The sequence below is a fragment of the Enterobacter sp. 118C5 genome, assembly GCF_034107645.1.
Classification (GTDB): domain Bacteria; phylum Pseudomonadota; class Gammaproteobacteria; order Enterobacterales; family Enterobacteriaceae; genus Enterobacter; species Enterobacter nematophilus.
Genome location: NZ_JAWNEU010000001.1, coordinates 21571 through 45010 on the forward strand (window position 1 = coordinate 21571; position 23440 = coordinate 45010).

The 23440-nt window shown below is 57.2% G+C and carries 16 protein-coding genes and 3 tRNA genes; 9 read left to right on the forward strand and 10 right to left on the reverse strand.

The features are described 5' to 3' along the window. Positions 1 to 55: 55 nt before the first annotated feature. The gene (gene emmdR / locus UTO39_RS00120) at positions 56 to 1510 is read left to right on the forward strand and encodes a multidrug efflux MATE transporter EmmdR (protein ID WP_320726151.1); all 1455 of its coding nucleotides are present in this window, start codon (positions 56 to 58) and stop codon (positions 1508 to 1510) included. A gap of 103 nt (positions 1511 to 1613) precedes the next feature. After that, a tRNA-Asn gene (locus UTO39_RS00125) sits at positions 1614 to 1689 on the forward strand. A gap of 129 nt (positions 1690 to 1818) precedes the next feature. Here UTO39_RS00125 and UTO39_RS00130 read toward each other — a convergent pair. The 3 genes from UTO39_RS00130 to shiA form a co-directional block, all read right to left on the reverse strand. Beyond that, a complete protein-coding gene (locus tag UTO39_RS00130; protein WP_320726152.1) occupies positions 1819 to 3585 on the reverse strand; it encodes an aminopeptidase P family protein in 1767 nt (588 codons plus the stop codon). 18 nt (positions 3586 to 3603) lie between these two features. Beyond that, positions 3604 to 5058 carry an AMP nucleosidase gene (locus tag UTO39_RS00135; protein WP_320726153.1) on the reverse strand — a complete coding sequence of 485 codons (1455 nt, stop codon included), beginning with the start codon at positions 5056 to 5058 and terminating at the stop codon, positions 3604 to 3606. 73 nt (positions 5059 to 5131) lie between these two features. Next, positions 5132 to 6445, reverse strand: a complete 1314-nt coding sequence (shiA, locus tag UTO39_RS00140) for a shikimate transporter (RefSeq protein WP_061097716.1) — start codon at positions 6443 to 6445, stop codon at positions 5132 to 5134. 256 nt (positions 6446 to 6701) lie between these two features. On the opposite strand from shiA, the gene pagP reads away from it, so the two are divergent. Then, positions 6702 to 7277 carry a lipid IV(A) palmitoyltransferase PagP gene (gene pagP / locus UTO39_RS00145; RefSeq protein ID WP_320726154.1) on the forward strand — a complete coding sequence of 192 codons (576 nt, stop codon included), beginning with the start codon at positions 6702 to 6704 and terminating at the stop codon, positions 7275 to 7277. Here pagP and UTO39_RS00150 read toward each other — a convergent pair. The 3 genes from UTO39_RS00150 to UTO39_RS00160 are packed head-to-tail and all read right to left on the reverse strand — an operon-like array spanning position 7274 to position 12383. After that, positions 7274 to 8239: an acyltransferase family protein gene (locus UTO39_RS00150; RefSeq protein WP_320726155.1), complete on the reverse strand. Its 966-nt coding sequence runs from the start codon at positions 8237 to 8239 to the stop codon at positions 7274 to 7276. The genes pagP and UTO39_RS00150 overlap by 4 nt on opposite strands. Beyond that, positions 8236 to 11298 carry an efflux RND transporter permease subunit gene (locus tag UTO39_RS00155; protein WP_320726156.1) on the reverse strand — a complete coding sequence of 1021 codons (3063 nt, stop codon included), beginning with the start codon at positions 11296 to 11298 and terminating at the stop codon, positions 8236 to 8238. Before UTO39_RS00155 ends, UTO39_RS00150 begins: the two co-directional genes overlap by 4 nt. Next, positions 11298 to 12383, reverse strand: coding sequence for an efflux RND transporter periplasmic adaptor subunit (locus UTO39_RS00160; protein ID WP_253542681.1), 1086 nt, complete (start codon positions 12381 to 12383; stop codon positions 11298 to 11300). The genes UTO39_RS00155 and UTO39_RS00160 overlap by 1 nt, the downstream gene beginning before the upstream one ends. A gap of 397 nt (positions 12384 to 12780) precedes the next feature. Here UTO39_RS00160 and UTO39_RS00165 point away from each other — a divergent pair, with 397 nt between their 5' ends. The 3 genes from UTO39_RS00165 to ldtA all read left to right on the forward strand — a co-directional run bounded on the left by UTO39_RS00165 (position 12781) and on the right by ldtA (position 16911). Next, entirely contained in the window at positions 12781 to 13212 is a 432-nt protein-coding gene (locus tag UTO39_RS00165; RefSeq protein WP_151413143.1) for a universal stress protein, read from the forward strand. A 47-nt stretch (positions 13213 to 13259) separates the two neighbouring features. After that, positions 13260 to 15953 (forward strand): cation-transporting P-type ATPase, encoded by a 2694-nt coding sequence (locus tag UTO39_RS00170; RefSeq protein ID WP_320726157.1) that lies wholly within the window; start codon positions 13260 to 13262, stop codon positions 15951 to 15953. 61 nt (positions 15954 to 16014) lie between these two features. Next, on the forward strand, positions 16015 to 16911 hold the full coding sequence (gene ldtA / locus UTO39_RS00175) for a L,D-transpeptidase (protein ID WP_061097723.1): 897 nt from the start codon (positions 16015 to 16017) through the stop codon (positions 16909 to 16911). Positions 16912 to 17055: 144 nt separating this feature from the next. On the opposite strand, the gene UTO39_RS00180 is transcribed toward ldtA, so the two are convergent. After that, a tRNA-Asn gene (locus UTO39_RS00180) sits at positions 17056 to 17131 on the reverse strand. A gap of 320 nt (positions 17132 to 17451) precedes the next feature. Between UTO39_RS00180 and nac the strand changes: the two genes are divergently transcribed. Further along, positions 17452 to 18369, forward strand: coding sequence for a nitrogen assimilation transcriptional regulator NAC (nac, locus tag UTO39_RS00185; protein WP_028013742.1), 918 nt, complete (start codon positions 17452 to 17454; stop codon positions 18367 to 18369). A gap of 96 nt (positions 18370 to 18465) precedes the next feature. Next, a complete protein-coding gene (gene cbl, locus UTO39_RS00190) occupies positions 18466 to 19416 on the forward strand; it encodes an HTH-type transcriptional regulator Cbl (RefSeq protein ID WP_151413141.1) in 951 nt (316 codons plus the stop codon). A gap of 55 nt (positions 19417 to 19471) precedes the next feature. Here cbl and UTO39_RS00195 read toward each other — a convergent pair whose 3' ends face one another. After that, positions 19472 to 20392 carry a LysR family transcriptional regulator gene (locus tag UTO39_RS00195; protein ID WP_320726644.1) on the reverse strand — a complete coding sequence of 307 codons (921 nt, stop codon included), beginning with the start codon at positions 20390 to 20392 and terminating at the stop codon, positions 19472 to 19474. 141 nt (positions 20393 to 20533) lie between these two features. Between UTO39_RS00195 and UTO39_RS00200 the strand changes: the two genes are divergently transcribed. Further along, on the forward strand, positions 20534 to 20935 hold the full coding sequence (locus UTO39_RS00200; protein WP_320726158.1) for a RidA family protein: 402 nt from the start codon (positions 20534 to 20536) through the stop codon (positions 20933 to 20935). A gap of 54 nt (positions 20936 to 20989) precedes the next feature. On the opposite strand, the gene UTO39_RS00205 is transcribed toward UTO39_RS00200, so the two are convergent. Continuing rightward, positions 20990 to 21065, reverse strand: a tRNA-Asn gene (locus tag UTO39_RS00205). 164 nt (positions 21066 to 21229) lie between these two features. Beyond that, positions 21230 to 23419 (reverse strand): TonB-dependent siderophore receptor, encoded by a 2190-nt coding sequence (locus UTO39_RS00210; RefSeq protein ID WP_061097727.1) that lies wholly within the window; start codon positions 23417 to 23419, stop codon positions 21230 to 21232. Between the last annotated feature and the right edge of the window lie 21 nt (positions 23420 to 23440).

Consider the following 23440-nt stretch of genomic DNA (forward strand, 5'->3'; position numbering starts at 1 on the left):
CATCTTTTTCAGGAAAATACTTTGCAGGATTAGCATTTCTCCCCCATCATTTGAAATGGAGTTTCAACTTTTCTCGCTAAGGTCCATTTTGAACGTCACTGCCCCTCTGCGCCAGGCGATCATGCGCACGCCATGGTACGCAAAACGTAAAAGCTATCGTGTTCTGTTCTGGCGTGAAATCACCCCCCTTGCCGTGCCTATTTTCCTCGAAAATACCTGCGTTCTGCTGATGGGAGTACTGAGCACCTTCCTGGTGAGCTGGCTGGGGAAAGAGGCAATGGCGGGGGTCGGGCTGGCGGACAGCTTCAACATGGTGGTGATGTCATTTTTTGCCGCCATCGATCTTGGGACGACGGTTGTGGTGGCCTTTAGCCTCGGCAAGCTCGATCCTAAGCGCGCGCGCGAGGCGGCTCGCCAGTCGCTGATGATCATGACCCTCTTTTCAATTGTTCTGGCGGCGGTGATCCACTATTTCGGTAAAGAGATTATCGATTTTGTCGCCGGGGAAGCCACGAACGAGGTGAAGGAGCTGGCGCTGACCTATCTCGAAATGACCGTCTTAAGCTATCCGGCGGCGGCCATCGCGCTGATTGGCAGCGGCGCGCTGCGCGGGGCAGGTAACACCAAAATCCCGCTGCTGATCAACGGCGGGATGAATATCCTGAATATCATCATCAGTAGCGTGCTGATCTACGGCGCGTTCTCATGGGATGGACTGGGGTTCGTCGGGGCCGGGCTGGGATTAACCATATCACGCTATATCGGTGCGGCGGCCATCATCGGGGTGCTGATGACGGGGATTACGCCCTCGCTGCGTCTTACGCTTAAGAGCTACTTCCGGCCCTTTAATTTCGCCATTATCTGGGAAGTGATGGGGATTGGTATTCCCGCGAGCATTGAATCCGTGTTGTTTAACGGCGGGAAGCTGCTCACGCAGATGTTTGTCGCCGGAATGGGCACCGACGTTATCGCCGGTAACTTTATCGCTTTCTCCATCGCCTCGCTGATTAACCTGCCGGGTAACGCGCTGGGTTCGGCATCGACCATCATCACAGGTAAACGACTCGGGAAAGGGCAGATAGGCCAGGCGGAGCGGCAGCTGCGCCACGTGTTCTGGCTTTCGACGATTGGGCTGACGCTGATTGCCTGGGGCACCGCACCGTTTGCCGGGCTGATGGCCGCGTTCTATACCCACGAAGAGGATGTTAAAGAGGTGGTGAAAATCCTTATCTGGCTCAACGCCGCCTTTATGCCGATCTGGGCGGCATCCTGGGTATTGCCTGCCGGGCTGAAAGGGGCGCGCGATGCCCGTTTTGCCATGTGGGTGTCCATGCTCGGCATGTGGGGGTGTCGCGTTGTGGCGGGCTATACGCTGGGCGTGGTGCTCGGCTGGGGCGTGGTTGGCGTCTGGCTGGGGATGTTCCTTGACTGGGCCGTGCGCGGGGCGCTGTTCTACTGGCGTATGGTCAGCGGGCGCTGGCTGTGGAAATATCCGCGACAAAATGCCTGACAATTGCGCGAAGTGGAGAATAAATCGGCAAACGATCCGAAATCTGCATTCTGCCTTTGACATCCCAGGGGAGCATCGATAATATGCGCCCCGTTCACACGATTCCTCTGTAGTTCAGTCGGTAGAACGGCGGACTGTTAATCCGTATGTCACTGGTTCGAGTCCAGTCAGAGGAGCCAAATTTGAAAAGCCTGCTTTTATAGCAGGCTTTTTGCTTTTCTGCGCAAGGTAAATGCAAAACGGCAATTTAGTGTTTGCACCCTCTCCCGTGGGAGAGGGATGGGGTGAGGGCAACAGCCCGCACGATGTTACATGCCAATCGGTGCCGTCGCCGCCTCCAGCCACGTACGCGCATCGCTACTCACCAGCGGTGACAGCGCCTCCCGCACCTGCTGATGATACTCATCCAGCCACCGCTTTTCCTGCTCGCTCAACAGCTGCAATTCCACCTGGCTTAGATCAATCGGGATCAGCGTCAGCGAGGCAAATTTGCAGAACCCCGGGCGGCTCTCCACAATCTCCACCTGGTTTTCAATGCGGATACCGTGGCTGTCGCCCAGATAATAGCCCGGCTCGATAGTCATGATATTTCCTGCCACCAGCGGCCACGGGTTGACCTTTTTGGCGATGCGATGCGGGTTTTCATGGATCAGAAGCTGGTGGCCCACGCCGTGCCCGGTACCATGATCGTAATCCAGCCCCATCTCCCACAGCGGACGACGCGCGAAAGCATCCAGCTGATGCCCCTGAGTCCCGGAAGGGAACTGCAGGGTAATGAGCGACAGGAACCCTCTCAGCACGGCGGTGTAGTGCAGACGCTGCTGCGGGGGAACATTGCCCCACGCCAGCGTGCGCGTGGCGTCGGTGGTGCCGTTAGCGTACTGACCGCCCGAATCGTTCAGGTAAAAATGGTCATGACCGATGGGCTTATTGCTGGCCTCGCTTGAATGATAGTGGCACATCGCCGCATTGCTCGACGAGGCGGAAATGGTCGCGAAACTCTGCTCGATAAAACCGGGCTGCTGCTGGCGGAACGCCAGCTGCTGCGCCTGCACTTCCAGCTCTGTCAGGGGCTGCCCAGCCGCCGCACGCAGCGGCACTTCGCGACTCAGCCAGGCCAGGAAGTTGACCCACGCTGCGCCGTCCTGGTGATGGCACTCGCGATACCCTGCCAGCTCGACCGGGTTTTTGGTGGCCTTAATCAGGGTTATGGGATCGGTTTGCCAGACAATTTCTCCGCGCGGTTCAATGGCAAAGCGCAGGGCCACCGGCGCGGAGTCGGCATCAACCATCACCCGCTTCCCTTCAGCAAGCTGCTGGCAGCGTTCAATAAAGGTGTTCTGCGGCGCAATCGTGAAGGCGTTCAGAACTGAATCAGGGAGTTCTGCGAGCTTATTGTCGTTAACAAACCACTCAACGCGACCGTCACGCCCAAGCAGGGCAAATGAGAGCGGTACCGGACTGGTGGGAATATCTGAGCCGCGCACGTTGAGCAGCCACGCAATGTTATCCGGCAGCGTAACGGCCAGGTAGTCAGCATTGTTCGCGGCCAGCACGGCGGCAACGCGCTGACGTTTGTCCTCGCTGCTTTCACCGCTGACCTCTACCGGCATTTCACGGATAAGCCCCGCCGGCGCGGCAGGGCGATCGGTCCATAATGCGTCAAACGGTGAGGCATCCAGCGGCACGAGCGCGCACGGTGTGGCAGACAGCTGTTCGAATTCGGCATTCGTCATCAGCAGTGGGTCAAAACCGATGCGCGTGCCCGCCTCGACGTTTGCCGTCAGCCAGTCTGCCAGCGGCTCGTTGTGCAGATGATGAATTTCAATCTCGGCCATATTGACCTGAACGCGGGCCTGCACCTGATAGCGTCCGTCGACGAACAGCAGCGCTTTATCCTTCAGCACCAGCGCGACGCCGGCAGAGCCGTTAAAACCCGTCAGCCAGGCCAGCTTTTCGTCGTTCGACGCGCAATTCTCGCTTTGCCAGGCATCGGTGCGGGGAACGATCATCCCGTCGAAATGACTGGCCTCAAGCCAGTGGCGCAGGGCAGAGAGCGGTGTAGGGGTGTGCATGATTTTTCCTTATTGCTATTAGCGGAACGGCGGCTCGTTGAAGGTGCGAAGCTTGCGCGAATGCAGTCGGTCGCCTTCCGCCCGCAGCAGGTCAATGGCGCGAATGCCAATCTGCAGGTGCTCGGAGATGGCCCCTTCGTAGAAACGGTTGGCTTGACCCGGCAGCTTAATTTCGCCGTGCAGCGGCTTATCGGACACGCACAGCAGCGTGCCGTAAGGAACGCGGAAGCGATACCCCTGCGCGGCGATAGTGGCGCTCTCCATGTCAATCGCCACCGCGCGGCTCAGGTTGAAGCGCAGCGCGGAGGCGGAGTAACGCAGCTCCCAGTTGCGGTCATCCGTCGTCACCACCGTACCGGTACGCAGGCGCTGCTTGACCTCTTCACCCGGCATACCGCTCACCTCTTTGGTGGCGTCGTACAGCGCGCGCTGTACTTCGGCAATGCTCGGGATCGGGATGTCCGGCGGCAGTACCGCATCCAGCACGTGGTCGTCGCGCAGATAGGCGTGGGCCAGCACGTAGTCGCCAATCAGCTGGCTTTCGCGCAGGCCGCCGCAGTGGCCAATCATCAGCCACACGTCCGGGCGCAGCACCGCCAGATGGTCACAGATGGTTTTGGCATTCGACGGACCCACGCCGATGTTGATCAGGGTGATCCCCTGGCCGTCGGCGGTGATCAGGTGCCAGGCGGGCATCTGGTGTTTTTTCCACGCCAGATCGGAGATGGCCTGCTCGGGCGCTTCGGTTTCAGCGGTGATCCAGATCCCGCCCGCGCAGGACAGCGCGATGTAAGGACTGTCCGGATCGAGAATTTGGCTACAGCCCCAGCGAACAAACTCGTCCACGTAGCGGGTGTAGTTGGTAAACAGCACAAACGGCTGGAAATGCTCGGCGGGCGTGCCGGTGTAGTGGCGCAGGCGCGCCAGAGAGAAATCCACCCGACGGGCGTCAAAGTGCGACAGGGGTGAAAACTCTGTCGGGTGATAAATCCCGTCAGCCGTCTCATCGCCAATCTGTGACAGCTCGGTGGTCGGGAAGTGGCGGGTCAGCCCCGCGCTCATGGAGCGGTCAAGGGTTAGCGCCGAACCGTCAATCACGTACGGATACGGGATCTCATGCTGCGAAGGCTCCACGGCAATGTGCGCGCCGTAATCCTGATACAACAGCGTTAGCTGCTCTTCCAGATAGGGGCGGAACAGTGCAGGGCGGGTGACGGTGGTGCTGTAGCAGCCGGAGTGGGTAAAACGGGCGTAGGCGCGGGTTTTCGGCGTCGTGCTTGCGCTACCGTCCCAGGTCACAGAGAGCGATGGATAAACAAAAAGGCCTTCGTTTCTGGCCTTTTGATCGGGGAGTTTCCCTGTTTCGATGTATTCGCTAATGGCGCTGCGCAGCGCGTTGACGGACTGTTCATACAGCGCGTCGAGTTTTTCCAGCGCCTGAGCCGGGGTCAGGCTGGAGCCCTTATTATTCATCTCTGTCTCCTTGTTCCACAGGTGTGCGACTCTACCCGATAGTATGTCACACGCCCGTGAAACAAAAGGGAGATCAGGCGTGGCTCGTCTCTTTCATCAGCAGCGCCGTCGCCGCCGACAGCAGGCAGCCGGCCAGCAGATAGATCGCCACGCTGTGCCAGTTTCCGCCGGAGAAGGTGACCAGGGCGGCGGCAATAAACGGCGTAAACCCGCCGCCGACCACGCTTGCCACCTGGTAGCCCACCCCCGCGCCGCTGTAGCGATAGCTCGCGCCAAACAGTTCGGTAAACATCGGCTGCTGCACGCAGACCACCATATCGTGGGCGATGTTGGCGAGCATGATGGCGAAGAAGACAATCCAGAAGACCGACTGCGCCTCCAGCGCCATAAAGAATGGCCAGGCGCTGAGGCTGCCAATCAGCGCCCCGGTGATATAGACGCGGCGGCGACCAAACCTGTCCGCCAGCCAGGCGAAGCAGGGGATGGTCAGGCAGCTGATCCCGCCGACCACCAGTCCGATATTCAGGAACAGTTCCCGCGGCAGACCGAGATTCTGCGTCGAGTAGTTCAGGGCAAACGCGGTGACGATATACATCGTCAGCAGCTCGCACAGGCGCAGGGCGATTATTTTCAGAAAAGCGCCAGGATGCCGGACGAGGGCTTCCATCACCGGAAGACGTTTTTTGACAACCGGTTTTTCCTGCTGCTGTTCGAATTCTGCCGACTCCTCCATCCCGTTGCGGATCCACAGCGCGGCAACCACCAGCACGATGCTAAAGATGAACGGAATGCGCCAGCCCCAGCTCAGGAACTGCTCGTCGGTGGTGAGCTGGCTGATTAACGATACCAGCCCGGTAGAAAGCAGCAGGCCGACGCCGTAACCCACCTGTACGCCGCTGCTGTAAAAGGCTTTCCGGTTTTTCGGCGCGCTTTCAACGGACAGCAGCGCCGCGCCGCCCCATTCGCCGCCCACGGCGAAGCCCTGGATGGCGCGCAATGTTACCAGCAGCACCGGCGCCCACCAGCCAATGGCGGAAAACGAAGGAAGAATGCCAATCAGCGCGGTGGCAATCCCCATCATCCAGACGGTGAGCATCAGCATGCGCTTGCGGCCGAGGCGATCGCCGAAGTGGCCAAAGATCACCCCGCCCAGCGGGCGAAACAGAAAGCCGACGCCGAAGGTGGCAAAGGCGGCTAGGGTGCCCATCGCGGGGCTGACCTGAGGAAAGAATTCGCGGTTAAACACCAGCGCGGCGGTGATGCCATAAAGCAGAAAATCATACCAGTCGACGACGGCACCCGCGAAGCTGCCGAGGGCGGCGCGGCGGGCGCGATTGAGCGAAGGTGTCTCCTCGTTGGGACGATCGGAGATGAGGGTGGAGTCCATAGTTGTCCTGTCCGTACTGATTTTTAATTATTGGTATAAGAAAAGGTCACTCACATAGCTGCCGTCATATAAACGGAACCTATGAGACTACCGCGACAAAACGCCTGAGAAAACGTTTTTATCTTTCCGGAAGGTGCTGAATAAATAAATTTCATCTTCCCCTACCTCGACATAAATCAGTCTATTTGGCTCCGGTTAGGGCTGAATGGTTTACAGTAATAGTGACTGCTGCGTGAGTTAAGCTGAGGGAATAACGATGCAACGTAACTTTTCGGCACTCTGGATTGTCCTGTTATTATTCGCCGCGCCGCTTCATGCCGAGTCGAAAGTCTACGGAGAACAGCGGATTAGCGGCTGGTGGAATGCGCTGACGGATGATATCTCCCGGACCTGGGAAGAGCCTCAACGTTACGACCTGTACCTGCCGTTCCTGAGCTGGCATGCCCGTTTCATGTACGACAAAGAAAAAACCGACAATTACAATGAAATGCCGTGGGGCGGCGGGCTGGGCGTTTCCCGCTATAACGAAGAGGGGAACTGGAGCGCGCTGTTTGCGATGATGTTCAAGGATTCGCACAACGAATGGCAGCCCGCGATGGGCTACGGCTGGGAGAAGGGCTGGTACCTGGATAATGCCAAAGATTTCCGCCTTGGGCTCGGTGCCGCGGCGGGCATCACGGCGCGCGATGATTTTGCAAACTATGTCCCGCTACCGTTTATCTTCCCGCTGTTTTCCGCCGGGTATAAGCGCGTTACCGTCCAGTTCACCTATATTCCCGGGACGTATAACAACGGCAACGTGCTCTTTGCCTGGCTGCGCTTAGGCTTTTAAAGGGTGATCACCTTTTTTGCCACGGCGTTAGACAATACCAGCATGGAGAAGAGAACAGAGGTAATGAAAGTAAGCACAATCAGCGCCAGCTTCATGCCGAGAGAGGTCACCGGTATCAGCGCCGTCAGCAGATGAAACACCGAATAGTGCACAATATACACACCGGTCATCGTTTTGCTGATGGCGGCCAGAATGGACTCCTTCAATTCAGCGTTGCGGCGAAAGCGCACCCCGTTCGCCGCAATCACCAGCGCGATAATCAAAATGTAAATTTGAGAGCCAGTGAGAATAAAGGCGTTTCTGTCCGCCTTGAACAGCGCGAAGAAGAAGTGGCGCTCGTAAAACCAGGTGAAAAGATAGATAAAGGGGATGGCGACAACCGCCGCCCTGACCACATTTTTGCGGCTAATCCACTCGGCAATTTTCGGGTCGCAAAAGAGTTGCCCCGTCAGATAAAACAGCAGCCATGTCCACAGCCGATACTGCGGTGAAAGAGAAAGGACGTGCGTTTCAGGATAGAGCGCCGATAGCAGATCGTATCCGTAGGAAAAGAGCAGCAGGGCGGCAATCGCGCCGCAGAACAGCGCTCGCCGCTGGCTAAGCCACTCAACTGCCGGGTGAAAGGTATAAATCACCATAAAGGCGAACACAAACCAGGGCTGAATCAGATACCCACGCTGATAGGGCTCCCACAGGTAGTAGATCGTTATCCAGAACAGAAAAACAATCACCAGACTTTTCATTTTACCCAACTGCCAGCGGGGGCCGTGCCGCGATTGTCCGTCGAGATAGCCCGACACCACAAAAAACAGCGGCGTGGCGATGGTCGAGATAAAGGTTAAAAACCCCAGGATCCAGTGATAGTCATAATCATAATGATCCCAGGTGTTGTAGATGGTAAAGAAGGTCACCGCCGTCATACAGCCCAGCGTCTTGATAATGTTCAGCCCTGTCGCATTCATTGTGGTTTGGCTTCGTCCTTACGATGGAAACACGCATAGATAACGGGGAGTACCAGCAGCGTCAGGATTGTAGCAAACCCCAGTCCAAACATAATCACAACGGCCATGCTCTGGAAGAAAACGTCCAGCAGCAGCGGAGCCAGGCCAAGTACGGTCGTAAACGCGGTGAGCAGGATGGGTCGCAGGCGCGAGGTCGCGGCGTACACGATCGCCTCGTGCTGATCCTTTTGCGTTTTCTGCTGCTCGATCTCTTCCACCAGCACGATGCCGTTGCGGATCAGCATGCCGCTCAGGCTCAGCAGACCAATCAGCGCCATAAAGCCAAAGGGAATGCCGGTAAGTAAAAATCCCGGTGTGACGCCAATCAGCGCCAGCGGTACGGTCAGCCAGATAGCGACGGCATTTTTTACCGAGCTGAACATCAGAACCGTAATGACAAACATCACCAGATACCCGAGAGGCAGCGTAGTGAATAGCCCCTGCTGCGCTTCGCTGGAATTTTCCGCGTCGCCTCCCCACTCAATGCTGTAGCCGTGCGGCAGGGGAAGGGCATCCACCTGCGGCTTCACGCGGGCGAGAATATCGCCGGAGGTTTGCTGGCTCAGCGGATCCGGGTCCGTCTGAACCGTCAGTACCCGCGAGCGGTCGCGTCGAAGGATTAGCGGATCTTCCCACTCCAGCGAGAAGCGGCTGACGACGTTACTCAGCGGGATATACTGCTGCCGCGTCTGGCTCCACACCAGCACGTTGTTCAGGTGACTGGCATCCAGCCTTTCGCTTTCCGGGGGCCTCACCACCACTGGCAGCAGGTCGCTGCCTTCCCGATACAGTCCCGCCCGGCTGCCGGAGAAATTCATCTCCAGCGCGTTGTCGACGTCCTGTTTATCCACGCCAAGCTCGCGTCCCAGCGCGGCGGCGTACTGCGGACGGATCACCTTGCTGCGGTTTTGCCAGTCGTTCCTGACGCTGCCCGTGGCCGGGTCGCGCGCCAGAATATCGTCCACCTGGCTGGCAATGAGGCGCAGCCTGTCAGGATCCGGGCCTTTAATACGCACTTCAATGGCGCTGTCGCCGGAGGGGCCAAACATCACCCGTTTCGTGCTGGCGTTGACCTGCGGGTAGTTTCGCGCGATGTACTCATCAACGTGGCGGGTTAAGGGGGAAATGTTACGCTGGTCATCCATTCTTACCATGATTTGGGCATAGTTGCTGTACTGGCGCTGTCCGCTGTAGGTCAAAATAAACCGCATACTTCCCTGACCGATTGTTGAGACGGTGGTTTCCACGCCCGGCTGGCCGTTAATCGTCTTTTCAATATCACCGGTCATTTTCTCGGTCCATTTGATATCGGTCCCGTAGGGTAACCACAGGTCGACAAAGAAAATCGGCGTATTAGACGACGGGAAAAAATTTTGCCGCACGGCGCCGAAGCCCCAGACAGACGCTGCCAGCAGCGCAGCCATGACAATGAGCGTCGGTGCCTTATGGTGCAGCAGCGTGTTAAGCAGGCGCTGGTAGGCGCGGTAGAGACGTTTATCGTAAGGATCTGACTCGTCGGTTTTATCGGGCGCGCTGTCGTTTTTAAACAACCACCACTTAATCAGCACCGGCGTGATGGTAAGCGCCGAAAACCAGCTCAGCATCAGGGAAATCAACAGCACCTGGAACAGGGATTTACAGTATTCCCCGGTAGAATCCTGCGACAGCCCGATAGGGGCAAACGCCAGGATGGCGATCACCGTCGCCCCCAGCAGCGGCAGGGCGGAGCGGCGGATGATATTGTTAACGGCGGTTAACAGCGGTGAGCCCTGCTGTCGGGCAATCAACACCCCTTCGACAATCACGATGGCGTTATCCACCAGCATGCTGAGGGCGATAATCAGCGCCCCGAGCGAGATGCGCTGCAGCTCAATGCCACACAGATACATAATCAGCAGCGTGCCCAGCACGTTGAGCGCGAGAGAAACCGCGATGATTATCCCGCTGCGTACACCCATAAAGATCAGCAGCACGCCAATGACGATCGCCAGCGCCATCAGGAAGTTAATAATAAAACCGTTAACAGAGTGGCCCACTTCGGCAGCCTGATCGTAAAACAGGTCTATCTGTATGCCGGCCGGTTTTTCCGCCGACATCTGGTTTAGCTTCGCCTCCAGCGCGTGGCCCACGTCAATCACGTTCACGCCGGGAATAAACGAGACGCCCATGGTGACGGCTTTTTTACCGTTGGCATGGTAGATACTGGCTGGCGATTCGTTCAGCCCGCGCGATAGCGTGGCGATATCCCGCAGACGCGTCGCCGCCCCGGTGCCGGAAGGCGTGATGATGAGATCCGCCAGTTCATCAAGATTCTCGAATTCACCGGTCGGGTGCAGGCGAATGGATTCGCTGCCGGAGGTGATTTCTCCGGCGCTGGAAACGACGTTAAGCCTGCTGAGCAGGGCGGAAAGCTGGTTCAGCGTAATGCCCCTCGCGGCCATTTTGGTCAGGGAGATATCGATGTTGACCTGTTGGCTAATGGCCCCGCCGATGGCGACCTTCGCGACGCCGGGGACCAGTATCAACTCCCGGCGAAGCTGCTCCGCGTATCTCACCAGTTCAGGATTACTGAATTCATCTCCGGAAATTGCGAAGAAGAAACCGAACACGTCGCCGAAATCGTCATTCACAAAGGGCGTGACGACGCCGGGCGGGAACTGACGCGAGGCATCACCCACGCGGCGGCGCAGTTCGTCCCAAATCTGCGGCAGTTCGTTCGAGTGATAGCGTGAAGCGATGTTAACGGTGATTTGCGACAGACCGTTTGACGAGATAGAGCTGACGTTATCCAGATAAGGCAGCTGCTGAAGGGCATTCTCCAGCGGTAGCGTTACCTCTTCTTCCACCTGCTGAGCGGATGCGCCGGGGTAGTGGGTGACCACCACTGCGGTTTTGATGGTAAAAGCGGGATCTTCCAGCCTGCCGATATTCAACAGAGCGAAAATGCCCCCGATGCCCAGCAGCAGAATCGTTAGCCAGACGCGAACAGGGTTATTGATAAATTGACGAGAGATATCCATTACAGTCCCCGTTCACGCGTCCAGACACGCACCGGCTGGTTAGCGTGGAGCTCCCCAACGCCTGCGGCCACCACGCGTTCGCCCGCCTTCAGCCCGCTTACGATTACCACGCCCTCGGTACTCACTTGCCCCACGCTGACCTTGCGGTCTTCCAGGTGGAGCGCGTCGCCTTCTCCCGCCACGACCCAGACGTGTGGCTCATTGCGCGGGCTGTTGTCCGGATTAAAGACTGCCTCAACCGGTACGACCAGAGTCTCAGCGCCCGCGCCGGCCGGGAGGTTGCTTAAATTGATGGTCACCGTACCGCTTACGCCGCCGACGGCGGGAAAATCATCTGGTCGCGGCATGGTCAGTATCACCTGCCATGTCAGGGTATTGCTGTCGCTGCTGCCCGAGTGTTCTTTGTAGACGGCGGTAAATTTCCGATCCGGGATGGCGTTAATTCTCACCACGGGGCGATACTGAGCGTTGCGGATATCCAGGGTTTTGAACAGGTTTTCAGGAATACTAAACACCACGTCCAGCAGATCGGTTCGGGTTAGGGTTGCAATGGGCTGACCGGCAGACACAACCTGATGGTTTCGCACGTGCACGCTGGCCGCCGTCCCGCTGAAGGGGGCGACGAGCGTCATCTGATTCAGCTCCTCTCGGGCAATTTGCAGCGCCGCATTCGCCGAATCGCGGTTTGCACGCTGCACGTCCATCTCGGCTTTTGAAATGGCCTGTCGTCCTGCCAGAGTCTGGAAGCGGTCGAACTGCCGCTGGGCCAGCGTCGCTGCCGTTTGTCTGTCGTTAACCCGCTGCTGGGCCTCACGGGCGTTCAGTCTGGCAAGCTGTTGCCCCTGCTTGATGGCTGCGCCCTGACGTATATCGAGCGCTTCAATTTGACCCGCGCGCTTGAAGGAAAGGTCTGTGGCATCGCCCGATTCAATGCGGGCGGGAAAGACGCGCTGCTGGGCGTGACCGGGGACGGCCACCTCCGCCACTTTTACCATTCGCGGCAGGGGGGAGGCACGCTCCGGTTTCGGGTCGCACGCCGTGAGCGTTAATAAAACGAACGGTAAAAGAGAGAGGTAGCGGTTCACTATATTCCCCTAATAAATAACTGTTTTATTTATTCCGTAGCAAGGGCAGGGGGTGACACTATTCGGCCAGAACAGTGACGACCATATAGGTAAATAAACCAATCGCCGTGCTGGCGATAATGGCAAGCGCAATAAACATACCCAGACGGATCAGGCTTAAACCATACATACATTCCTCCATGAGCCGGAAGCGGTAGCTGACTATGAGCATAGTCGGCGAAAAGATAAATGTTAAATAACCATTATCAGTGGGGAAGCGCTAAACCTGATATTCCTGTGCTACGTTTAATGTTATCCATCTTTTTTTACCGTAGCTGGCATTAAGGGCAACCCCCTGCATTTAATGCGTTTTTTAGCGTCATTCACTCTCGTGTTGGTTATAAAAAGGATGCTTGATATGTATAAAAACATTCTCGTTCCGGTGGATGTCTACGAGACAAGCCTGGCGGATAAAGCGTTGCAGCATGCACAGTTTCTGGCGCAAAGCGCATCGGGTGACATTCATTTGCTGCACGTCATGCCCAAATTTTCAGCCGAGCTGACGCGCGGTTTTATTTCAGATGCGCGCAAAATGGATGAATATATGATTAATAATGCGAAAGAAAAGCTGTCTGACCTGGTTAAAAAATTGAATCTGCCAGAAGAGCGTGTTCATCTCCACGTCCGTAGCGGGAATGTTCGTGATGAGGTTATTAAGCTGGCGGATGAACTTGCTGCTGGCGCGATTATTGTCGGCTCTCGAAATCCAAATATTCAAACCCATTTGTTAGGATCGGAGGCGGCAAGTATTGTGCGTTACGCCCACGTTCCTGTTTTCGTTATTCGTTAATTACATGAAAGCAAGGTGATTTCTGAATAGAACCTGAGGAAGGAACGATGAAAACAGGAAAACCTGAACGTCCGTATTATCAGCAAACCGTTGACGAAACCCTTTCTAATATCCACTCCACCCTGGAAGGACTTAGCGGCACTGAGGCATCCGCCCGCCTTCAGCAGCATGGTGAGAATGCGTTACCGCAAAAAAAGGGTAAACCCGCCTGGCTGCGCTTCCTGGCGCATTTTAACGATGTGTTGATTTACGTTCTGCTGGTGGCCGCGTTGCTTAAGCTCTTTATGGGCCACTGGGTAGACATGTTTGTGATCCTTGGGGTTGCCATCATCAACGCGCTGATTGGCCATATCCAGGAAAGCAATGCTGAAAAATCGTTGCAGAGTATTCGAAATATGCTCTCCAGCGAAGCCGTGGTGGTACGACAGGGGAATCATGAAACGATCCCCACCACGGCGCTGGTCCCGGGAGATATCGTGGTGATCCGTGCCGGGGATCGTATCCCTGCGGACCTGCGCGTGATTGAGGCGCATAACCTTCGCGTGGAGGAGGCCATCCTGACCGGCGAATCCACCGTTGTGGAGAAAAACAGCGATGCGTTAAGCGGGGAGTTGCCATTAGGTGACCGGTATAATCTGCTCTACTCAGGAACCACCGTCAGCTCCGGCGGCGGTAAAGGCGTGGTGGTGGCAACCGGGGGCGAGACCGAGTTGGGCCACATCAATCAGATGATGTCCGACATTGAAAAGCACCGCACGCCGCTGATGGTGCAGATGGATAAGCTCGGGAAGACCATTTTCATCACGATCCTGGTGATGATGGTGGTGCTGTTTGTCTTTAGCCTCCTGTTCCGGGATATGCCGGTTTCCGAGCTGGTGCTGTCGCTTATCAGCCTCGCCGTTGCCGCCGTCCCGGAAGGCCTGCCGGCCATCATTTCCATCATCCTTTCGCTGGGCGTACAGGCCATGGCGCGCCGCAAGGCCATCATTCGCAAGCTGCCCACGGTGGAAACCCTGGGGGCGATGACGGTCATCTGCTCGGATAAAACCGGCACCCTGACGATGAATGAAATGACGGTCAAAGCGGTGATCACCGCTGACACGACCTATCGCGTGGAGGGCGACAGCTACGAACCGGTGGGAAATATTCACCCCGTAGATGACCCGACGCCCGTCAGCGTGACGCAGGGTTCCGTGCTGGAACGCTACCTGCGCACCATCGACCTTTGCAATGACAGCCAGCTGATTAAAGACGAGCAGGGGCTGTGGAAAATCACCGGGGGCCCGACCGAGGGCGCGCTGAAGGTGCTGGCGGCGAAAATTCCGCTCCCGCCGCTCGATACCGAAATGCGCAGTAAAATCCCGTTTGATTCGCAGTATAAATACATGTCCACGCTGTACCGGCTGGGCGATGAAGAGGTGATTTTAATCACCGGCGCGCCGGACGTCCTGTTCCGCCTCTGCCATTACCAGCAGACGAATGACGGACTGCAGCCGTTCGAGCAGCCTTACTGGGAAGGGAAGATTGAAGAGTATGCCCGGGAAGGGCTGCGCATGGTGGCTGCGGCCTGGAAACCAGCGGCCAGTGGACAGCGCGAGCTGGATCACCCGGACCTTCATGATGGCGTGATCCTGCTGGGTATTGCTGGAATGATGGATCCGCCGCGTCCGGAGGCCATTACCGCCATTGCCGACTGTCTGCAGGCCGGGATCCGCGTGAAAATGATCACCGGCGACCATCCGCAAACGGCAATGAGCATCGGGCAAATGTTGGGAATTGGTAACGCCGCAAGCGCTATCACCGGACGTGAGCTGGAGGCGATGGACGATCGTCAGCTGAGCGACGCCGCGCAGCAGTACGATATTTTCGCCCGAACCAGCCCGGAGGATAAATTCCGCCTTGTACAGGCTCTGCAAAGTAAACAGGAAGTCGTGGGCATGACCGGGGATGGTGTAAATGATGCCCCAGCGCTCAAGCGGGCGGATGTGGGTATCGCCATGGGGATTAAGGGGACGGAAGTCACCAAGGAAGCCGCTGACATGGTGTTAACGGATGACAACTTTGCCACCATTGCCAGTGCGGTGCACGAGGGGCGTCGGGTTTACGATAACCTGAAAAAGACCATTCTGTTCGTTATCCCCAGCAACATCGCGCAGGCTCTGCTGATCATCATCGCGCTGCTGGCGGGGAACCTGATCCCGCTGACGCCGGTCCTGATCCTGTGGATGAACATGGCGACTTCAGCAACCTTGTCGTTTGGCCTGGCGTTTGAAGCGGGTGAGAAGGACATCATGAACCGGCCACCGCGCAAGGCGAATCTCCACGTGATGGACGGGTATGCCATCTGGCGCGTGGTGTTTGTCGGTCTGATGATTGCCATCAGCGCCTTCGTGCTGGAGGCCTGGCTTCAGCCGCGCGGCTATTCGGCGGAATTTATCCGCACCGTGCTGCTGCAAACTCTGGTCACCGCGCAGTGGTTCTACATGCTCAACTGCCGCGTCAATGACGGTTTCTCGCTGAGCAAAGGCCTGCTGGCGAATAAAGGGATTTGGATCGTGAGCGGCGTACTGCTGGCGCTACAGCTTCTTATCATTTACGCACCCTTCATGCAGATGCTGTTTGGCACCGAAGCGCTGCCGTTCCGCTACTGGGTCATCACCTTCCTGATTGGTTTTGTGATGTTCCTTATTGTCGAGGCGGAGAAAGTGCTGACGCGCCGGTGGCGCAAAACCGAGGCGTGATAGCGTAAACTGAGAAAGCCTGCCTGAGTCCAGGCTTTCTCTTTTGTAAGCACAGGAAATTATGATGCGACTTACCTGGTTCGTCCTTACGCTGTGTGCCGCTGTTCCCAGTGCGTTTGCCGTAACCTATACCCTACCGCCGGAAGGCAGTCGGCTGGTGGGAAACCCGATTATCATCACCGTTCCCGAGCGCAATACGTTACCGCTTGAGGCCTTTGCCGCACAGCACGGGCAGGGGCTAAGCAATTTGCTGGAAGCAAACCCGGGAGTGGATCCTTTTTTGCCCAAATCCGGCACCCGACTGGTGATTCCCCAGCAGCTGATTTTGCCCGACACCGTCCGCGAGGGGATTGTGGTGAACGTGGCGGAAATGCGTCTCTACTATTACCCGCCGGGCAGCAATACGGTGGAAGTGTTGCCCATCGGCATCGGTCAGGCCGGGCGCGAAACCCCGCGAAACTGGGTGACGGCGGTTGAGCGAAAGCAGGAAGGGCCAACCTGGTCACCTACGCCGAACACGCGCCGCGCCTATGCGGCAGAGGGGAAAACGCTTCCGGCCTTCGTGCCCGCCGGGCCGGATAACCCGATGGGGCTGTATGCGATTTATATCGGCAGGCTGTATGCCATTCACGGCACAAACTCGAATTTTGGCATCGGGCTGCGGGTAAGTCAGGGCTGTATTCGCCTGCGTAACAACGACATCAAATACCTTTTCGATAATGTCCCCGTAGGCACCCGCGTACAGCTTATCGATCGGCCCGTTAAGGTGACCACGGAGCCGGACGGCAGCCGGTGGGTGGAGGTTCACGAACCGCTGTCGCGTAACCGGGTGGAATTTGAGTCAACCCGAAAAGTACCTCTGCCCATTTCGGCCGCGCAGCGAACGCAGCTGATAAATGAGGGGGCGGGCGCTGAACTGGAACGGCGGTCGGGAATGCCGGTTAAGGTAGGGATGTGAAGGGATTGTGCGGGCTGGTGCCCTCATCCCATCCCTCTCCCACGGGAGAGGGCGCACACACTAAAACGGCAACAAGGTTGCCGTTTTGCTTTTACCTTGCGCGGAAAAGCAAAAAGCCTGCTTTAAAAGCAGGCTTTTCAAATTTGGCTCCTCTGACTGGACTCGAACCAGTGACATACGGATTAACAGTCCGCCGTTCTACCGACTGAACTACAGAGGAATCGTGTGAACGGGGCGCATATTATCGACCTGCGTTCGCCTTGTCAAAGGGTGGATCAACGCCTTTTGATCGTTTGCTGACAAAATCGGCAAAATGCTGTTTTTGACAGCGGAATGCACCGCTTTGGTGCGGGTATACCTCTAATGGGGCAGATCATAAACTGCTGTTTCAGTAATAAATCCCCCCTCCATGATTAGGTTTCCTTATTTTCAGGCGCTTAGCGAACAATTCAGACCGCACGGTAAAAGTGGCATTCATATTGCAAAACCTGTTCAACAACGACAGCCGGTTATGGCACAGCATTTCGAACAGGGGGCAAAATGAACTTAAGACGACTGAAATACTTCGTAAAAATCGTCGATATCGGCAGCCTGACTCAAGCGGCAGAAGTGCTGCACATCGCGCAGCCTGCGCTGAGCCAGCAGGTGGCTACTCTGGAAGGCGAGATGGATCAGCAGTTACTGATCCGCACCAAACGCGGCGTTACGCCAACGGAAGCAGGTAAAATCCTGTATACCCATGCCCGCACTATCCTGCGTCAGTGTGAACAGGCGCAGCTTGCGGTGAACAACGTGGGCCAGACCCTGAGCGGGCACGTTTCTATTGGGCTGGCGCCGGGAACGGCGGCGTCCTCTATCACCATGCCGCTGCTGCAGGCCGTGCGCGCTGAGCTTCCGGAAGTGCTGGTTTATCTGCATGAAAACAGCGGTTCTGTACTGAACGACAAGCTGCTCAACGGCCAGCTGGACATGGCGGTTCTTTACGATCGCTCCCCGGTTGCCGGGATCACCAGCCAGCCGCTGCTGAAGGAAGATCTCTACCTCGTGGGCACCCGCGACTGTCCGGGCCAGAGCGTAGATCTCACCGCCGTGGCAGAGATGAACCTCTATCTGCCGCGCGACTACAGCGCCGTGCGCGTGCGCGTGGACGAAGCGTTCTCCCTGCGACGCCTGACGGCCAAAATCATCGGCGAAATTGACTCAATCTCCACGCTCACCGCGGCCATTGCCAGCGGGATGGGTGTCACCGTACTGCCGGAATCCGCCGCGCGCTCGCTGTGCGGTGCGGCAAACGGCTGGATGGCGCGGATCACCACGCCGTCGATGAGCCTGCCGCTGTCGCTGAACATGTCCGCTCGCGGCTCGCTGTCGCCGCAGGCGCAGGCGGTAAAAGAGATTTTGATGTCGCTGGTCAGCAAGCCGTCGCTTGAGAACCGTGAGCTCCAGCTCGTGAGCTGATATTCCATAAAAGCATAAGATGCTGGTTTTTATTATTTGTTCTGCAGCGCAGCTGACTCTAACAATAGCGTTATGTCAGATGCGCCGGAGTGAATCGTGAATTTCCAGCAACTTAAAATTATCCGTGAGGCGGCCAGGCGGGACTACAACCTGACCGAGGTCGCCAATATGCTTTATACCTCTCAGTCCGGCGTCAGCCGCCATATCCGCGAGCTGGAAGAGGAGCTGGGCATCGAAATTTTTATCCGTCGCGGTAAACGCCTGCTCGGCATGACGGAGCCCGGTAAAGCGTTGCTCACCATCGCTGAGCGGATCCTCAACGAAGCCAGCAACGTACGTCGCCTGGCGGATCTCTTCACCAGCGATGCCTCCGGCGTGCTCACCATCGCCACCACCCACACCCAGGCGCGCTACAGCCTGCCGCCGGTGATCAAAGCCTTCCGCGAACTTTTCCCCGACGTCCGCCTGGAGCTTATCCAGGGCACGCCGCAGGAAATTGAAGGGCTGCTGCAAAACGGTGGGGCGGACATCGGCATTGCCAGCGAACGCCTGAGCAACGACCCGCTGCTGGTGGCCTTCCCCTGGTTCCGCTGGTACCACAGCCTGTTGCTCCCGCTCGATCATCCGCTGAATCAGGTTTCACCGCTGACGCTGGAAGACATTGCGAAATGGCCGCTGATCACCTACCGCCAGGGCATAACCGGACGCTCGCGCATTGATGAGGCCTTCAACCGCAAAGGGCTAACGCCGGACGTGGTGCTGAGCGCGCAGGATTCTGACGTGATTAAAACCTACGTCGAGCTGGGTCTGGGCATTGGCCTGGTGGCTGAGCAGTCCAGCGGTGAACGCGAGGACGGAAACCTGGTGCGCCTGGATACGCGGCATCTGTTTGACGCCAACACCGTCTGGCTCGGCCTGAAGCGCGGGCAGCTGCAGCGCAACTATGTGTGGCGTTTCATTGAGCTGTGCAATGCCGGTCTGTCGGTGGACGAGATCAAACGCCAGGTGATGGAGCCGGAAGAAGTGGCGATTGATTATCAGATTTAGGTGCTGGCTTGTCCGTTAGCGCTGCGCTGACCGAATCAGGGGGGCAGGGATGTCGTCACTTATTGTAAGTGGTGGGGACATGCTGCTGCATCAACTCAACGATCCAGTCAATAAAAACGCGCAGCCTGGCGTTGACATGGCGGTTAGGCGGAAATGCCAGGTACAGGGGCATTGGAGCAATACGCCAGCGTTCAAATAGCGGAATCAAGTCACCACGAGCCTGATGGGCTGCCGCCATATAGGCTGGCAGCGCAATCACTCCCAATCCCGCTAGCCCAGCTTCGAGGTAAGCATTGCCATCATCCACTGCAAGCACATAGCTGCCCGCAATTTCAATACGTTCACTCTCACAGCGCAGTACCAGAGGATCAATTTTACCGGTGCGTGAGGACAAGAATCCCACGATGCGATGGTCCGTGTTTTCCAGCTCTCGCGGATGCGCAGGGGCGCCAAGGCGTTCCACATAGCTCGGTGCGACGTAAACACCGATTGGCAGATCGCCGACATGGCGCGCGATCAGGGACTGGTCGCTGATTTCGCCACCGCGCAGGACGCAATCCACGTTGTCGCCGATCAGATCCACCACCCGGTCACTCACGCCCATGTCGAACTGGATATCAGGGTAGCGCGCGTGAAAAGCCGGTAGCGCGGGAACCAGCACCAGGCGGGCGAGAGGAGTGGGCACATCTATCCGTAGCCGTCCCCGGGGCGTCATCGCCGCACTGGACAGGCTGTTTTCAGCATCTTCCATATCCGCCAGCAGGCGGATGACGCGCTCGTAGTAGACCGCACCATCAGGCGTGACGCCGAGCCTGCGGGTGGTGCGATGAAGCAGCTTGACGCGCAGACGCGCTTCCAGCTGCTGAATAAGCTGCGTCACCGTGGTTTTGCTCATATGAAGCGTTTGGGCAGCCTTTGTGAAGCTGCCTGCCTCCACCACGCGAGCAAAGGCGCGCATCGCATCAAAACGATCCATCCCTTGTCCTCTCTTTTCACCGATTGTTTGGATATTACAAACAATGATGGACAAAGTCGCTTGTTTATCCGCCGGATCGGGCACCTGTAAAGTGTCTGTATGTTCACCGGGCAAATTTCGCCCCATTGCAAAGGTACAAACATGACAACACGCGAAGCAGTTTTTCCCTTCGGACGCCAGGCCCTCTATGAGCGCAATCGGTATTCACCCGCCATCAAATCTAACGGCTTCCTGTTTGTTTCGGGGCAGGTGGGTAGCCGGGAAGATGGTTCGCCTGAGCCCGATCTAAAAGCGCAGATCCGGCTGGCGTTCGATAACCTTAATGCTGTTCTCACGGCTGCGGGCTGCACGTTCGATGACGTGGTTGACGTTACCCTTTTTGTCGTCGATCCCGAGTCAAACCTCGACGCTATCTGGAGTGTCCTGCCAGACTATTGGGGGGAAGCGCCTTACCCAACGTTGACCGGGATCGGCGTGACGTGGCTGTACGGATTTCAGTTTGAGATTAAGGTGATTGCCAGGCTGGATGCGATTCTGAGTTAACTTCAGAGACGCAGAAAAGCAAAAAGCCTGCTATAAAAGCAGGCTTTTCAAATTTGGCTCCTCTGACTGGACTCGAACCAGTGACATACGGATTAACAGTCCGCCGTTCTACCGACTGAACTACAGAGGAATCGTGTGAACGAGGCGCATATTATCGACCTCGGTACGCCTTGTCAAAGGGTGAAAACACGCTTTTTGTTCGTTTGCCGACAATTTCAGCAAATCGCTGATTTTATGGCAAATTTGCGTTCAAATTGCACAATAAAAAGCGCCGCCCGCAGGCGGCGCACTGCATCAGAACAGTACGGAGTAGTTCAGACCAAACGTACGTCCGCGGCCTTTGTAGGTGTACAGGCCCGGTGCACCGTAGGTTGGGCTATACAGCCCCGGCGCGCGCTGGCCCCATGCGGTGGTGTAGTCTTTGTCCAGCAGGTTTTCCACGCTGAAGCTGACTTTCCCCACCGGCAGGGCGTAGCTGCCCAGGAAGTCGACCGTGTTATAACCATCGATCTTCTTGCCGTCGGCGTCAGACACGTCAAAGGTCTGCGTGCTCTGCACGCGCAGGGTCCAGTCGCCCGGCGCCCAGTTCACCCATGCGCTGGCTTTCGACGGGCTGGCGCTGTCGACCGTCAGCTTCTCCCATTTCCCGTTTTCACGGGTTTCAGACTTGATGGCGTTAAAGTTCGCGCCGGTGCTCCAGTCGCTGTCGGTGAAGAAATAGTCCACCTGGCCTTCAATCCCGTAGATACGACGCTTGTCGTCTTCCAGGTTGATGGTCATATCCGTCTTGTTGATGGTGATGGTTTTATCCGAGAGCGAGTAATACGCCGCGACCTGCGTGCGCAGGTTGTCGCCGGTGTAGCGCCAGCCCAGCTCGTAGGCGTTGACCTTAATGCCGTCCAGCGTTGAGTCGTTGACGTTCACGCTGTTCAGCAGGCGATAGTGGCCGTTGCTGAGCTGGTAGGTGCCGGAGCCGTAGTACTTCGCCAGGTCCGGGATTTCAAAGCCCTGGGAGAAGTTAAACCACAGCTGCTGCTGTTCGGTCAGGCGACCGAGGATCCCGGCGTTAAACAGGAAGTTGTTGTAATCGGTTTTCCCGCCCGGCACCGCGTCGGCGGAGGTGGCTTTCCCTGTGGCGATGGCCTGCTGCTGGGTGTAGCCAACAAAGTCATCCACCTTGTTTTCGGTGTACTGGTAGCGCACGCCGCCGCTCAGGGTGATGGCGTCAATGTCGTAGCTCGCCTGCAGGAACGGGGCGAGGTTGGTGATGCTGTAGCCCGGATAGCGGCCCACGTTGTAGGCATTGTCCAGCTCCATGCCGCCGCTCGCCGCCGCCTTGCTCAGGTCGAAGAACTGCTGGTTGGCGTCGAAGGTTTCGTGGTCGGCATCGACACCCCAGGTCAGCGTCAAATCGTCAACCGGCTTGCTGTTCAGCGTCAGCTTGCCGCCGTAAAAATCGGTTTTCTGCTGAGACGCGCCGATGCTGCTTACCACGCCTTTGGTCAGGGTCGGGAACGGGTAGTAGGTCAGGCTCTCGTCGCGGTAGTAAATCTGCGCGACCAGGTCCTGGCCCCAGAAATCGGTATTGGAGTACTGAAGGTTAATCAGATGGCGCTCGGTACCCGGCACGCGGTCAGAGTCGAGATTATCCTTGTTGTACGCGGTGGCATCGCCCGTTACCGCCGAGAAGTTCTTCCCGAGGTACAGCCCATGCTTGCCGTCGGATTCGCTCTTGTAGTACTGGGTAGTGAGCTGCAGCTGCTGGTGATCGTCGATGTTGAGGGTGCCTGTTCCCATCACATCAATACGGTCGGAATACTGCAGGCCGGTCTGGGTATTATCAATGATCACCTCGTCGCCGTTGCCGTCATACCAGCCGCCGTAGCGCTGATATGACACCGACAGACGGCCGGAGGCATTGTCGTTGCCGCCGCTCACGGCTGCCGATACGTTCTCATCGTGGTCGTTGTGGCTGTTAAACCCGCTTTTGGCCCCGGTCTGGAACTCAACTTCGGTCTCGGGCTGGCCCTTTTTGGTGACGATGTTCACCAGGCCGCCGGTGCTGCCGCCGCCGTACAGTGACGTGGCGCCGGAGATGACTTCGATGCGGTCAATGTTGAACGGGTCGATAGAGTCGAGCTGGCGGCTGTCGCTGCGGGACGAGTTAAGGCGCACGCCGTCCACCATCACCATCATGGAGCGGCCGCGCAGGTTCATGCCGTAGTTGGTACGCCCCTGGCTGCTGACGTCCATGCCCGGAATCAGCTGCGCCAGCACCTCTTTAATCTCTTTTCCGCCCTGGACCTGCTGCTCGATCTCAGAACGCTCAATGACCCAGGTGGTCTGCGCCATCTCGGCCACGCTGCGGTGCGCGCGGCTGGCAGAGACCACGATATTTTCTTCCTTTTGTTCTTCCGCCCACGCAGAGGTAGAAAGCATTGCAAGCAAGCAAGGATTTAAAACCCAAAGATGAGAACGTTTCATTGTTATGTTGATCCTGATTGT

Coding starts and splice junctions, on each gene's coding strand:
- emmdR (WP_320726151.1), top strand. CDS start 56: ATGGAGTTTCAACTTTTCTCGCTAAGGTCCATTTTGAACGTCACTGCC.
- UTO39_RS00130 (WP_320726152.1), bottom strand. CDS start 3,585: ATGCACACCCCTACACCGCTCTCTGCCCTGCGCCACTGGCTTGAGGCC.
- UTO39_RS00135 (WP_320726153.1), bottom strand. CDS start 5,058: ATGAATAATAAGGGCTCCAGCCTGACCCCGGCTCAGGCGCTGGAAAAA.
- shiA (WP_061097716.1), bottom strand. CDS start 6,445: ATGGACTCCACCCTCATCTCCGATCGTCCCAACGAGGAGACACCTTCG.
- pagP (WP_320726154.1), top strand. CDS start 6,702: ATGCAACGTAACTTTTCGGCACTCTGGATTGTCCTGTTATTATTCGCC.
- UTO39_RS00150 (WP_320726155.1), bottom strand. CDS start 8,239: ATGAATGCGACAGGGCTGAACATTATCAAGACGCTGGGCTGTATGACG.
- UTO39_RS00155 (WP_320726156.1), bottom strand. CDS start 11,298: ATGGATATCTCTCGTCAATTTATCAATAACCCTGTTCGCGTCTGGCTA.
- UTO39_RS00165 (WP_151413143.1), top strand. CDS start 12,781: ATGTATAAAAACATTCTCGTTCCGGTGGATGTCTACGAGACAAGCCTG.
- UTO39_RS00170 (WP_320726157.1), top strand. CDS start 13,260: ATGAAAACAGGAAAACCTGAACGTCCGTATTATCAGCAAACCGTTGAC.
- ldtA (WP_061097723.1), top strand. CDS start 16,015: ATGATGCGACTTACCTGGTTCGTCCTTACGCTGTGTGCCGCTGTTCCC.
- nac (WP_028013742.1), top strand. CDS start 17,452: ATGAACTTAAGACGACTGAAATACTTCGTAAAAATCGTCGATATCGGC.
- UTO39_RS00195 (WP_320726644.1), bottom strand. CDS start 20,392: ATGGATCGTTTTGATGCGATGCGCGCCTTTGCTCGCGTGGTGGAGGCA.
- UTO39_RS00200 (WP_320726158.1), top strand. CDS start 20,534: ATGACAACACGCGAAGCAGTTTTTCCCTTCGGACGCCAGGCCCTCTAT.
- UTO39_RS00210 (WP_061097727.1), bottom strand. CDS start 23,419: ATGAAACGTTCTCATCTTTGGGTTTTAAATCCTTGCTTGCTTGCAATG.